Origin of the sequence: Olivibacter ginsenosidimutans, from assembly GCF_039542865.1 — a bacterium.
GTDB classification, from domain to species: Bacteria; Bacteroidota; Bacteroidia; order Sphingobacteriales; family Sphingobacteriaceae; genus Olivibacter; species Olivibacter ginsenosidimutans.
The window spans coordinates 50,650-64,157 of sequence record NZ_BAABIQ010000002.1 but is presented as its reverse complement, the minus strand read 5'-3'; the positions used below and the strand labels follow the sequence as shown (position 1 = coordinate 64,157).

15 protein-coding genes are annotated in these 13,508 nt (G+C 37.8%); 3 read left to right on the top strand and 12 right to left on the bottom strand.

Features of this window, described 5'->3' with window-relative positions; translation table 11 throughout:
* Positions 1–13: 13 nt before the first annotated feature.
* From ABD930_RS01085 to ABD930_RS01035, 11 genes are all read right to left on the bottom strand, one after another.
* Complete coding sequence (locus tag ABD930_RS01085) at positions 14–253, bottom strand: hypothetical protein (protein WP_345229827.1); 240 nt, start codon at positions 251–253, stop codon at positions 14–16.
* 128 nt (positions 254–381) lie between these two features.
* Positions 382–1,368, bottom strand: coding sequence for an SPFH domain-containing protein (locus ABD930_RS01080; RefSeq protein WP_345229826.1), 987 nt, complete (start codon positions 1,366–1,368; stop codon positions 382–384).
* A 146-nt stretch (positions 1,369–1,514) separates the two neighbouring features.
* Positions 1,515–2,195 (bottom strand): ferredoxin reductase domain-containing protein, encoded by a 681-nt coding sequence (locus tag ABD930_RS01075; RefSeq protein WP_345229825.1) that lies wholly within the window; start codon positions 2,193–2,195, stop codon positions 1,515–1,517.
* Between the two features lie 10 nt (positions 2,196–2,205).
* The gene (locus tag ABD930_RS01070; protein WP_345229824.1) at positions 2,206–2,577 is read right to left on the bottom strand and encodes a hypothetical protein; all 372 of its coding nucleotides are present in this window, start codon (positions 2,575–2,577) and stop codon (positions 2,206–2,208) included.
* A 74-nt stretch (positions 2,578–2,651) separates the two neighbouring features.
* Complete coding sequence (locus ABD930_RS01065; RefSeq protein WP_345229822.1) at positions 2,652–3,512, bottom strand: helix-turn-helix domain-containing protein; 861 nt, start codon at positions 3,510–3,512, stop codon at positions 2,652–2,654.
* A 13-nt stretch (positions 3,513–3,525) separates the two neighbouring features.
* Positions 3,526–4,758: a TCR/Tet family MFS transporter gene (locus tag ABD930_RS01060; RefSeq protein WP_345229821.1), complete on the bottom strand. Its 1,233-nt coding sequence runs from the start codon at positions 4,756–4,758 to the stop codon at positions 3,526–3,528.
* A gap of 102 nt (positions 4,759–4,860) precedes the next feature.
* Entirely contained in the window at positions 4,861–5,754 is an 894-nt protein-coding gene (locus ABD930_RS01055; protein ID WP_345229820.1) for a DUF4249 domain-containing protein, read from the bottom strand.
* Positions 5,755–5,815: 61 nt separating this feature from the next.
* Positions 5,816–8,137, bottom strand: coding sequence for a TonB-dependent receptor (locus ABD930_RS01050; RefSeq protein ID WP_345229819.1), 2,322 nt, complete (start codon positions 8,135–8,137; stop codon positions 5,816–5,818).
* 68 nt (positions 8,138–8,205) lie between these two features.
* Positions 8,206–8,499, bottom strand: a complete 294-nt coding sequence (locus tag ABD930_RS01045) for a hypothetical protein (RefSeq protein ID WP_345229818.1) — start codon at positions 8,497–8,499, stop codon at positions 8,206–8,208.
* A gap of 105 nt (positions 8,500–8,604) precedes the next feature.
* Positions 8,605–8,832 carry a hypothetical protein gene (locus ABD930_RS01040; RefSeq protein WP_345229817.1) on the bottom strand — a complete coding sequence of 76 codons (228 nt, stop codon included), beginning with the start codon at positions 8,830–8,832 and terminating at the stop codon, positions 8,605–8,607.
* 74 nt (positions 8,833–8,906) lie between these two features.
* Positions 8,907–9,128 carry a dodecin family protein gene (locus tag ABD930_RS01035; protein ID WP_345229816.1) on the bottom strand — a complete coding sequence of 74 codons (222 nt, stop codon included), beginning with the start codon at positions 9,126–9,128 and terminating at the stop codon, positions 8,907–8,909.
* Positions 9,129–9,459: 331 nt separating this feature from the next.
* Here ABD930_RS01035 and ABD930_RS01030 point away from each other — a divergent pair, with 331 nt between their 5' ends.
* Positions 9,460–9,651: a hypothetical protein gene (locus ABD930_RS01030; protein WP_345229815.1), complete on the top strand. Its 192-nt coding sequence runs from the start codon at positions 9,460–9,462 to the stop codon at positions 9,649–9,651.
* On the opposite strand, the gene ABD930_RS01025 is transcribed toward ABD930_RS01030, so the two are convergent.
* On the bottom strand, positions 9,640–11,517 hold the full coding sequence (locus ABD930_RS01025; protein ID WP_345229814.1) for a PAS domain-containing sensor histidine kinase: 1,878 nt from the start codon (positions 11,515–11,517) through the stop codon (positions 9,640–9,642). The genes ABD930_RS01030 and ABD930_RS01025 overlap by 12 nt on opposite strands.
* Before the next feature lie 388 nt (positions 11,518–11,905).
* Between ABD930_RS01025 and ABD930_RS01020 the strand changes: the two genes are divergently transcribed.
* Positions 11,906–12,400, top strand: a complete 495-nt coding sequence (locus tag ABD930_RS01020) for a CinA family protein (protein ID WP_345229813.1) — start codon at positions 11,906–11,908, stop codon at positions 12,398–12,400.
* A 69-nt stretch (positions 12,401–12,469) separates the two neighbouring features.
* Positions 12,470–13,507 (top strand): AI-2E family transporter, encoded by a 1,038-nt coding sequence (locus tag ABD930_RS01015; RefSeq protein WP_345229812.1) that lies wholly within the window; start codon positions 12,470–12,472, stop codon positions 13,505–13,507.
* The last annotated feature ends 1 nt before the right edge of the window (position 13,508 follow it).

The following is a 13,508-nucleotide window of genomic DNA, read 5'->3' as shown; positions in this document are numbered from 1 at the left end:
CTATTATCTGAATCTATTTTGAGTTATCACTTTGTTTTATCTGTATGCCATCTACGAGTGTATGCGCACTAAAGCAATAGCCACAATAAGCGCAATGGGTTAGTCCATCCTGTTTTGCCCTCCCGGCACCACAATTCGGGCATGTCCTTACCGTTGTTTTGGCTAGTTCCACTTTTACAGTATCTTTCTGTTGGGCCAATGCTCGAGCTTTCAGGCGTTCCACTATACTTGATGACGATTTATGTTCTTTCATTGATTGAATTTATTGATGCAGTTTTGGGTTATCAGATTTAAATAAGCAGCTTAGAGATTATCTAAACGTTGATCAAAAATGATCACTATGGCTTTAGATTGCTTCGTTATAACTCTTAGAACATTCGCTTAAAGTTCTCCCAAAATAACTTCTTTCTTAGCCTTATATTCCGATTCATCGATCAAACCGTTATCAAATAAATTTTTAAGTTTCTGTAAACGATCAGCTATGGCATCTTCATTTTCTTGGGTGGATGTATATGCTGTTTTCTGTTGTTCTTGTGTTTGGTTCAACTGCGTTAGCAGCATCCCCATGGCAAGCCCTTGTTGTGCACCCTCACCTATCCTACTATGCTCATTGCTCGTGGCAATGGCCGTATTGAATTTCTGGAAATTTTCCAAATTGTTCACCATGTTCATACCCGTTACCTTATCGTAATAGCTTATTACTTCTTCTGGTAAATTAACGGCTGTCACAGTAAACTGCGTAATCTCTACACCGAAGTTTTCAAAATAAGGTTGAATGAGGGGTTGAATACGTGCATTTAATGCCGAAAGATTTTGTGAAATATCCAATGTGGCTATTTTAGAAAGGGCTAATGCCTCTCCGAATTTAGGAGCAATAAAATCACGCAATTTTTTTTCGAACTCGGTAATGTCAAGTTGTTCACGATTTCCCGCATATTCTTTAAAGAACAAATCAACATCTGTTACGCGCACATTATAGGTTCCAAAAGCCCTTATACGTACCTGACCGAATTGCGGATCGCGAAGTATTATGGGAGATGGTGTTCCCCATTTTAGATTTACAAATTGTTTATTGGAAAAGAAGTAAACATCTATTTTAAACGGACTTTCGAAACCATATTTCCATCCCTTAAGTCGTGTTAAAATCGGGATATTCTGTGTATGTAACGTGTGTGTACCGGCTTTAAAAACTCCAGCTAACTGCCCCTCACTTATGAGCATAGCCAACTGGCTATCCCGCACAATAAGTTTTGCACCATTTTTTATTTCTCGATCTCCGTCTGGAGTCTTCCACATTAAGAGATTGGGGTCATGGGCTTCCCATTCAATAATCTCTATGAAAGGTAATCTTGATGTTGGCTTACTCATTACTCAAAATTTTGAAAAACGTTCACCAAAGATAAGTTTACCTATCCTGTCAGACGATTATTGAGGTATACGGAGTGGCTACATGTGTGGTGATTAATGGCTACAAAGTGACTACAATAGGAAGGATTGCAACTGTTCTACTCCGGCTATTTCCAGAAGCCTTGGCCTTTTATGGTACCGCGAAAACCGGGTACATTCCGGACGAAACGTTTCATTTCGGATACCAACTGATAGCTACCTGCAATATACACGAGATGATTTTTAGGCGATTCGCTAATAATCCATTGTTTTATAACTTCAACATCTTTCGGCAATGGGACAAATGGTGCCCGTATATTTGCTTGGTATTCTGTCAGGTGATTAGGATTGGAAAAACCAATTGTTCCCTTTAATTCATTATCCTTTCCAATAAGTTGCATTAGGGCGATAAAGTGCGCTAGACTACTTTCGTCTCCGATACAAATAATGGGTTGTTTTTCGACATATCGATGTCCAGTGCTTCCTATACCTAGGTATTCAATCAGGTCTCCGCTATTTAATTGAAGAGCCCAATGGGCCCCACGACCATCATGCGAAGTATCGATAATCAATGAACAAGTTTTAGTCTCTATATCCCACATGGTTGGCGAATAATCCCTATATGTTCCTTCCGCAACTTTAATTTTCATATGTTGAACACTTGTCCAGTCTGCCGGTTTCATGTCTGGCACATGAAGATCTATTTCTACCATGCTTTGATCATACCAATAACGTATAGCTAATACTCTTGCAGTTTTTATCATTTTCCGCTCTAAAACAGAAACTATTTTCTTCTTAATAATATTCATATTATTCAACTTAATGCAGATAACTACTTGTGGGTTGTTCAACAAATGTCAGCTCATCACTCGATGTGATTTGGTGGTTCTCCAATTGAAAAGATGCGATGACATGGATTAAATTTGTCGTTCCGTCGTGAAATGATAGCCTAATGATGTGGTTGGAAAAAACGGTATGACCAATTTCTTGTAATGATTTAATAGCGATATCAATGGCAAGCGTCGTTTTTTTAAGCACCCCTAAGTTGTGCAGAAATTCCGTTCGGGTATAGCTCTTACTATCAATTTCCTGGATAAAATTGCTTGAAAAGTATTTTAGGATATTTTTAGGATCAGGGTTTGCACTTTTCCAAACGTCCTGAAACATTTGTTGTACGATTGCTTTATTCATCACGTCACTTTTATATAGCAAAACAACGGGATTTTAGGCAACAGAAAAATAGATAATAAACGGTAAAAGTTGGATTATTTATGGTGTTCTTTTCTGAATTGTGTTGGAGAACGTTTGGTGTCTTGTTTAAATAATCGTGTAAAATAGGCATAGTCTGTATAACCCAATTGCTGGGCAATTTCTTTGACCGTCATATCGGTATAAAAAAGTAGACGTTTTGCTTCCAATATAATCTCGTTTCGAATCCAATAGGTAACTGAAAACCCTGTAGCCTGTTTAATGGCTTCATTAAGATAAGCAGGTGATAAACAAAGCAAACTGGCATAATCCGATGGTTTTTTAAGGGTTGAAAAATGTATGGACAAGACTTCCCTAAAAGAAGTCAGTATAGTGGAAGCCCTTGAATTATAGGTTGCCTGTTGTGTCTGTTGAATGTTAGTTGCTTCAACAATAAAACCAGTAAATGTACTGATTGAAGAAGACAAGATGTCTTTATTATAAGGTAGATCCTTGTTTATCGATGATACATATTGGTCTATTAATTGTAAACTTTGCTGACAAAGATTAAATAAAACGGCAGATAGGGTATTAATTGGTGTAAACATTTGATGTTCAAAAACTTTTCGATGTTCGATCGGTACGAACGTGGTTTCTGCAGCAAGAAACCATCCCGAAGCACGGCTATGGGAAAGAATATGATGTACCTGACCCGGTAAAATACAGAGTACGAGTGGCCCTGCCACATGAAATTCTTTAAAATCAATAACGAAATGGGCCGTTCCCTTTTCCAGAAATATGAAAATATAGTGATCGTCCCGGTGTGCGTCTGTCGTTGAAACTTCACGATCCATTTGGCTATCCAGGTAACGGATATCGATTCCCAAAGGAGAACGTTCTTTTAACAAATGTACTGGAACAGATTGCCTCTTACGCATAAGACAATGATAACTAAGTTGTTTTGCGCTGTTTAAAACTTTTAATTGCCATTAAAGCACCTATAAACATTAATACGGCCGCAATGTAATAAGGTGCCTCAGGGAGATATATGGTTGATTTATTGCTCGTAAAATAATAAAATACGTAGGTCATAAACCAAGGACCGAAGATTGAACTTAGGCTCATTAAGCTCATCAATCCACCCTGCAATTCACCTTGTTCGTTCGCTGGTACCTCATTCGTCATCACTCCTTGAAGTGCCGGCCCTGCTATTCCTCCTAATGCATATGGAATCATGTATGCAAACATCATCCAACTTTTATCGGCAAAGGCAAAAAGTAGCATACCGATGGCGTACAGCACCAAGCCAATCCATATGCTGCGTTCTTGTCCAAGTTTGGGGATAACGATTCGAATAAGGCCACCCTGCACTAAGGCAATTAGCAAACCAATAAAACCGAGTGAATAACCGACGATATCTTCATCCCAATTAAATTTCTGCATGGTATAAAATGTCCAGACACTTTGTACAGCATGACCGGCGAAATACACAATAAATAAACAAACGGCTAGGCCAATTACCGTTGGATATTTCTTAAGTTGTACTAAGGTACCTATCGGGTTTGAACGACTCCAGCTGAAGGCACGTCGGTGCTCTTTAGCCAACGATTCGGGTAGAATAAAAAAGCCATAAGTTGCATTAAGAAGTGCTAAAGCAGCTGCCGCATAAAACGGGTAATGAACATCCATTTTACCCAGCACCCCTCCAATAACCGGTCCGATAATAAAGCCTAATCCAAAAGCGACACCAATCATACCAAAATTCTGTGCGCGTTTTTCCGGGCTGCTTACATCAGCGATGTAGGCAGAGGCTGTTGTAAAACTGGCTCCGGTAATGCCAGCAATAATCCGCCCTACAAATAACCAACCGATTGTGGGTGCAAAGGCTAAAAAGAGATAATCGACGCCAAAACCTAATAAAGAAATGAGTAGAACAGGTCGACGTCCATAACGATCGCTTAAATTACCCACCAAAGGCGAAAATAGAAATTGCATGACCGCGTAGGCCACCAATAATAATCCTGAAATTCTTGATGCATCACTTAAAGAGCCCGAAATTAAATTTTCAATTAACTTCGGAAACACCGGAATAATAATAGCTAGGCCGATCACATCAATAAGTAGGGTAACAAAAATAAAACCTAATGCTGCGGGCTGTTTCTGATCAGCTTTTTCTTGATCCATAATTTGTGTGTAAGGAATCTATAGTGCAAAGAAAACATATAGATTCCAAAACACGTCATTTTTTTTAATTTATATTGTTCTTGTTGTCGGGGAAAAAATAACCTACGGTACACGAATCTCTTTAGATTGCAGGGTATGTGCACTGAAATAACCCAAGGCTCCCCCCGTAATATTACTCACCGGATTTGCAGGTGTTGCCGACTGATTTTCGCCCGTTGCGCTATTCTGTAAACTAAAAAAGTACTTATAAACCGGCAAATCAATCGTCAACATTTCAACCTTAAGCAAATCCCCAGATTCAATCCGTTTATTTTCGGGATTATCCTCGTCTTCGCCGACATGCAAGTATAATCGAATGGAATTTGCCCGTCCATCAGATAAGTCATCGTTTATAGGAAACAACTGTTTCTTCTTCTGGTTATTCACGTAAATTACAAAGCGATATTGATTGGTTTCCTGAGCGGGATCAATGAAATCTACCGTTGGCAGTTTATAAGTTTTGTCATAAACAAATTCTTCCGCTATATACAAGCTATCCATGTTAACCCGCGCCGGCATGGTAGCATGTGCGGTAAAGATCTCATCTCCAATCTGTACGTTTAATTGATAGGTTTTGTGCGTAACCCCTTTTAAAGAAGCTAATTCGTATACGCCAGTGCTGGTTTCGGTCAAGTGGTATGTTTGTGTATCGTCATTTATCGTTACAAGGGCATCGCTAACCTGTATCCTGCTGTTGTCTTCCTTAAAATCTTTGGTCTTGCTGATGAGAACCCTGCACCCTCCCTCCTGATCGGTCAAAACTGCTTCGATGACATATTTTTGTTCTGTCCCTTTTAAGTCAAGGTCGATTTCTTTCTCGCAGGCAAACAGGGAGAATAGACAAATGGATACCGTAATCAATCGGAATAAGTTTTTCCAGCCTTTATAGAATAGTGAAAAATAATCGATGTACATTTCTTTTTTATTTATAGAGCTTAATTGCTGATAATATTTCATAGATGCTTATTGTTTAAATTGACTATAATGTTTATCTAAACCCTCGGGTCATATAATCATTTTATTTAAATCTGAAATTGTAAGATACCGATGGAATGAATTTGAAAAGTGAGATTTGGTTAGCCACGGTTCTATTGGGATCATCCTTACTATCCATAAACTCAATCAAGTATGCATTTTCTCTTCCATAAGCGTTGTATAGACTAAAGCTGAGTTCAGAACTCCATCGCTTTTTCTGTTTGAGTTGCAGCGTTGCACCGAGATCCAAGCGGTGATAATTGGGCATCCTATAACTGTTTCGCTGGGTATAATAATAAGTCGTTTGGTCATCTATTATGTATTTACCTGCGGGAACAGTTACGGCATCGCCGGTATAGAAAACCCAATTAGCCGATAATGTCCATTTCTTATTTAGCTGGTACATAGCTACTATTGCTATATCATGTGTCCGATCTTGACGAGCATTATACCATTCATTGTTATTTATACCATCAATCTGCCTTTCTGTTTTTGACAGGGTATAGCTAATCCAGCCAGTTAACCGTCCTGTATTTTTCTTTAATAGCCATTCCGCACCATATGCTCTCCCCTTACCAAAAAGTAATTCCGTCTCAATAGCATTGTTACTACTATACACTTCTGCGCCATCTTTATAATCAATTTGGTGCTGTAAAGCTTTGTAATAGGTTTCGATATTCAGGGAATACTTATTGTCATTTAAATTTCGATAATATCCTAAAGAAAACTGATCTGATATACCGGGCTTTATGATATTGGTGCTTGCAATCCATTTATCTGTTGGACTTGTACTGGTGCTGTTTGAAATGAGATGTAAGTACTGGGTATTGCGTACGTACGATGCTTTTACCGACGACAAGTTATTTAACGGGTAGCTTAGCGCTAGTCTCGGTTCTAGGTTGAGGTACGTTTTTACAAATTCTCCTTTCTTATAACGCATAGTATCCACAACTTTTCCCTCTTGATCAAGGTTATAAAAATCACCTGCACCTAATATGCTAAACGTACTTAGACGTAGTCCATAAGTTAAGTTAAGTTTATCTGAAGCATTCCAAGTATTACTGGCATACAGACCGTTTTCCCAAGAATATCTTTTTTGTAAAAACACATCATTAATCGACGAGTTCTCGCCTTTGCCAGTGACCTCACCAGGCCTTAAGGCATGATACGCCGAGTTCAGACCAAAACGGACTTGATTTCTACTATTTGGAAACCATTGAAATTCTTGTTTCAGGTTATAATCCTGAATATTGGAGAAAATATCAAAATTATTCGTTCCACTATTAATGGAGATCTTATAGTCATAATTGCTGTAAATCAAGGATGTATTGGAGAACAGTCTACTATTAAAAAGATGATTCCAACGTACCGTAGCTGTTTTATTTCCCCAATCTAAACCAAATAGGTCACCGAAGCCTAAATGATCTTTGCCTAAGTATCCAGAAAAATATAAACGATCTTTTTCTCCCAGCTGATAATTTAATTTCGCATTCAGATCATAAAAATAGAGCTGGTTATTGTTAATAGACGAATCGTTGGAAAGCTTTAGAAACATATCGGCATAGGTTCTTCTTCCGGAAATAAGAAATGACGATTGGTCTCTTTGCACTGGTCCCTCCACATTTAATTTCGCCGAAATTAAACCAAGTCCGCCACTTACATTAAAATCCTGATTATTTCCATCGTTCATTTTAATATCCAAAACAGAAGATAAGCGACCCCCGTATTGTGCCGGCATCCCCGATTTATAGACGGCTACATCTTTCAATGCATCAGCGTTGAAGGTGGAAAAGAATCCTAATAAATGAGAGGCGTTATAAACAGTTGCTTCGTCGAGTAATATTAAATTTTGATCGGCACCGCCGCCCCGTACATACATTCCGCTATTTCCATCACCGGCCGATTTGATCCCAGGTAATAGTTGCAAGACCTTCACGACATCTTTTTCACCCATCAATACAGGAACATTTTTAATCTCTTTGGGTGTTAATTGTTCCATACCCATTTGTGGGCTTTTTAAACTACGCCCCCTGTTGGATGAAATCACTACCTCGTCCAGTGCCTGTGCTTCGTCCATGAGGTCGATATTTAAGGTCTTATTAGCATTCAACGTGACGGATTGATCATAGGTAGCAAAGGCTACATTGCTAACGGTTAAGGTATAATTTCCAGGCGGTAAGGTGAGTGAATAAAAGCCATAATCATTGGTTTTTGTTTGATATGCACCAATGCTCACCGTGGCCCCGATAACTGTTTCTCCTTTGCTGGCAGATTTTACGGTACCACTAATGGTGAATCGATGTTGTGCACTTAGTGATAAAAAGAGGAGTAAGTGAAGTAGTAAGCAAAAAGTCGATTTCATCATACATTTTATTTTAATGTATGACAATCGACATTTGTAATACCCCTATGTCTATGTATTTTTATGTTCGGTTAATGGGAGCGATTCGGTAGCCCTCGGTGATGCAATAGGTAACGTTTTACTTCTTCACTTGAGTAAACGATTTCTCCATCTTTAGTTCCATAATTAATCACAGTAGAAACAATATGTCTCTTATCCATGTGATCCAAATATTGTTTTGGATAATGCTCTTCGATTCTAATCCAAGGTCGGTCTTTATGAATATAATAGCGCAATACGATATACTGTTGATAATCGTTGATTACCGGTCCACCCTCGTCTTCAAAGCCGAGTTTTAAAAGATCGTTTCGACTAATTGTTGCCATACCGTTCCTTGTTCATAGGCATCTATTAACTAAACAAATTAGCGTTTTTTTTGTTTCTCTAGAAATTTAATTTAGGTGGTTCATACCATTTCGACTCACCTTAATTTAAACAATCGAAATCAATTTTTCGAGCCCAGTCTGCTTCCCTTCTGTTCGGTAAGCAAGGAATTCACTAATTAGCTGTCCGCTAATTTTACAATATCCCAGACCATTTTCTTGGCAATAAATTTCAGCATCTTGCCAAGTTGGTGCTGTGATATATGGTCCTAACCACTTCTTTAATTCATTTGTATCCGGATCCATTGCTATAATTTCCGTTACCCATTTTTTCATAATTGTTCGTTATCGTAAACCCTCCTAATTCCGTTTTTATTTATGAAATCAATACCCTCTACCCCATTTTCTTCTTATGCTTGCTGTTGAAGTTCCCGATCTATCCGGAAGGAAACTTTACAAATAGCACCATAGCTTTTTATTTCGCCATCCTGTAGATGGACCTTAAAATCTTTTACGAATACCGAATCAACATGATTAATGGTGGTACAAACTTCTTTTACTGCATTTTTTACGGCATCATCAAAACTGAGTTCTGACGAGGCGATTACTTCAATTACTTTCACTAAAGCCATAACAAAATCATTTAACTATTCAACCATTCATTTTTATGCAGCGCTATTCATCTGAATTAAATCAAGAACATGTTTGCGGCATAGACGGAACTTTTATCCGCTATTAAAAAGGGCAATAGCTTTGCCAAAATGAAAAAGTAGATTAAGACTAGCGTTACTTCTTTTAGTGTCCGAACGACTTATTAAAATCTGCACAGCATATCTTTAATTTTGGACAGCCTAAAAACCATTCCATCTTTTATTCTTTTGAAAAAAAAATCTAAACAAAGAAATCTAAACAGTTCTGGTGTTATCCTGTTATTATAGGAGAACACAAAACGAAAAAATTAACATGGAAGAGGATAATAGAAAAAATAGCACAAAAACAACAGTAGAAACAGATTATGCAGCTCATGAGGAAAACCCTGGACCGCCAAAAGTAGCTATAGAAGAAAAAAACGATAAAGGGGCTAGTAATGTGATGAATTGGGTAATTTTGATGGTGGTGATCGTCTTACTTATTGTGTATTTTTTATTTATGTAGCTCAATACTTTCCGTGACATCCTTATTCGGAAAGCGTATATAAATTTGTGTACCCTTATTTTTTGCTGTAGCAATTTCAAAGGTACCATTTAGTAGTTTGATTTTATTTTGTATGGTATTAATACCAATTCCTTTCTCCTTTTTTTTAGTGGTTTCTGACTTAAACCCTTTTCCATTATCTTTTATGGTAATGTCTACATAAGCCCTGCTTAGTTCAATAGCAACTGATGCCTCATCTGCATGAGCATGCTTAATAATATTCATGATGAGTTCTTGTACCATTCGGTATATGGCAATTTTGGTGTATTTATCCAACTTTTCTTCATCGCCTATAAAATGGCAGTTGAAATGTATCGTCTTATTGAACTGATCACAAATATCCTGTATGGCAGTCTGAAGACCAAAATCTTCCAAAATAGTAGGCATTAGTTCATGAGATATTCTCCTGCTTTCCCGTATGGCATCAATAAGTAAACGTTCAGCTTGTAAGATGGCTTGATTGGAGCGATTATTTGTACCGACCTTCAATTGGTCTAGACTCAATTTTACACTATATAATAATTGCCCTAAACCATTATGCAGATTTTCAGCAATACGTGTACGTTCCTCCTCCTGTGTTTTCAAGGTTGCCATAAAAAGCTCTTGACGTTGGCGCTTTTCAAGTTCTTTTAAACGCTCGTCATCTTCTCTGATCTTTTTTTCGGCCAGTTTACGTTGTGTAATATCTAGATTGGTTACTACCAAACCATCATCCATTTTCACGAACATGAAGGTGAACCAAGCATCCCATTTCCCGTCATTAACGTGGTATTCCAATTGTTCAGCTTTACCTGTCTTCATCACCCGTAACATCACGTCGAATAAACCGGCTTGTTTTACAAACGGATATTCTTTTAAATAATTTTTTCCAATGAGATCGGTACGTTGGGTTTCATCTTCTAATTTCTTATTGACGACTTTGATTTTGAAATCAATAATACGGTTTTTTTGTTTGTCTCGTATAGCTTCCAGCACAGCCATACCTATTAAACTAGTATCAAATATAGATTGGAGCAACTGATTATTTTGCTTTAAATTTAATTCAGCCTCTTTACGTTCTGTTATGTCAATACCTTTCACAACAATACCATCATTTAGTTTTACCAAGTTAATATCGTACCAACGTTGCGCATTATCGATGGTTAACAATTGCTCAAACATAACACTGTTTCCCGTTTCGGTTACCCATACATAACGATCAAAATCAATGGAGTTGTCGTTAACTTTTCGCAAATATCTTCCGATTACTTTACCCAACATGCGTTCGGCCAGTCTATTGATAAAAATCCAACGAAAATCCACTATTTCGTGTTGTTCATTCCGAACAGCTTGCAACACTTCCGTAAGATGGTTAGCACTATCAAGCGTAGTTTTTAGGAGTTCTCGACTTTCTTGTAAAGCAAGCGTTCGTTCGGCCACTTGATACTCTAATTGGATCGTAAATTCTTTCGATAACTGTTCCCCAATTTTTCGTTCAGAAATGTCATTAAAAAGAATGGCTACTAGGTTTTTTTCTCCCGCTATGGGGAAAGCGTTGACTTCATACCACCGGTGCAATTGTGCTGCCACTGCTTCCGTTTGCACACTTTTACCCGTTTTGGCAACCTCTCCATAAAGTTCAAACCAATGATCCTCATGAAAAGGTTCAATTTGCCGCATCGTTTTACCAATGGCATTTTCGATACCTGTCTGTCTTTCAAAAGCTTTATTAATTTCTAGAAACCGATAATCAACAGCCTTATCATCCTGCCATAAGACTTCAATAATACAAAAGCCTTGGGTCATACTGTTGACTAACAAGCAATATTTATCTGCTATGGTTTCCATGGTAGGAGTTTATCTAATTAAGCACGTTTGTTAGGCAGTTTCCTTTTAGGAAATGCAATTATAATAAGAACATGAATAATAGCATTTTGTTTAATTAGGCTTGACCCATGAAGCATTGGTCGTATTGTTTTGTTATCTTTTAATCTAAGTGCACACCAATGCTTTTGACTAAAATTTGTGCAATCAGTCCTATTAAGGATGTTTTTGATTATTTTAATTTTTTGGCAGTATTTTAATAGTGTCCTAAATTTTATCATTTTGTAGGTTTTACTCAATAATGGTAAGTTTTCCGAATAAATATATATACCGTCATTTGCTCTATACTAAAATTTTACGGCCATCAGAACAAAATGGAAGTCATTTGGTTAATCTAACAAATAAATTACCTATGATAGATACGGATTCTGCTGCCATTGAGCAGTGTGGAAAATTATTACTAGATCATCAATTAACGATTGCTTTTGCAGAAAGTGCAACGGGAGGTAGCTTAGCAGCGGCTTTCTCCAAGTTACCCGAAGCTGGAAACTTCTTAAAAGGAGGAATTGTATGTTATGATGCCTGCTTGAAGGAAGATTTATTAGGAGTGGCAAAGGAAACGATTGAAACGCATACACCTGAATCCACGGAAGTAACACGTGAAATGGTTATCGGATTGAAGAAAGTGATGCTTGCAGATATCTATGTTGCTGTAACAGGGTTAACGCGTCCTGGGGGAAGCGAAAGTGAAGAAAAACCTGTTGGAACGATCTTTTTCTGTATTGCACAAAAAGATCAAATTTCTTGCTGTGTCGAACATTTCACAGGATCGGAAGATTCCATTATTGGCCAGACAATTGAGCAAATTAGTAGAACCATCACAAAAACGCTAGCCAATCAGGCGTAGATTCAAATAATTGCGCCATCAAACAATTGGAACGTTATTTCGCTATATTATATACAACAAGTTTCCACGATGGCAAATCAAGAACCGCTTCCAGAAAAAGAAGACATTAGTTTATTCACGAAGAAAGTATGGATTACCGTAGGCGTTATTACGCTATTGGTCATCATCATATTTATCCTTAAAGCCGCTTTTAATGTACTACTCATGGTATTTGCTGGTGCATTATTGGCGGTTTATTTTCATGGTTTAGCCAATTTGCTAGAGCGGAAAATTAAAATCGGCCATCGATGGTGCCTGCTGGTAGGCGTCATACTCACGCTCCTGCTCATCGGAGCACTTTTCTGGTTTTTAGGGGCTAAAATTTCACTTCAGGTAGGTGAGCTTACCCAAGATATGCCTAAGATTTTAGCCAGTGTAGAAAACCGTCTGGGTAGAACAGATATAGGCCGCAAGTTACTCCATTATTTAACCGATGGAAGTGGCGATAAAATGATGGGATCATTTCAGGAGATTTTCAGAACCAGCTTTGGGGTAGTTGGTGATATATACATTGTTTTATTCATTGGTATATTCTTTACCGTCAACCCAGGTTTATATCGCGAAGGCATTATCAAATTAATTCCTTCTAAAGGAAAGGAACGCGCGCGGAATGTATTAAGGCGACTTGATTTTACGTTAAAAGGTTGGTTAAAAGGAATGCTTATTGCCATGTTTTTTATTGCCGCCCTATCTTTTATTGGTCTTACCATCATTGGGGTTCCCATGAGTTTGGCTTTGGCATTTTTAGCCGGTTTACTCAACTTTATTCCTAATTTCGGTCCGCTTATCGCTATGTTACCTGCTGTTTTAATTGGCTTTACCGAAAGTGCAAATACGGCCTTATTGATTGCCTTATTATATATCGCTATTCAAGCTATTGAAAGTAATATCGTCACTCCCATGATCCAGAATGTCATGATCAAAATTCCACCAGCACTGATCATTATTAGTCAGGTGTTATTCGGAACCTTAACTGGTGCTCTGGGTATTATTTTGGCAACACCACTTTTAATTGTTGTTATCGTTATTGTAGATGAACTATATGTTAAACAACAAAAATATTCATAAC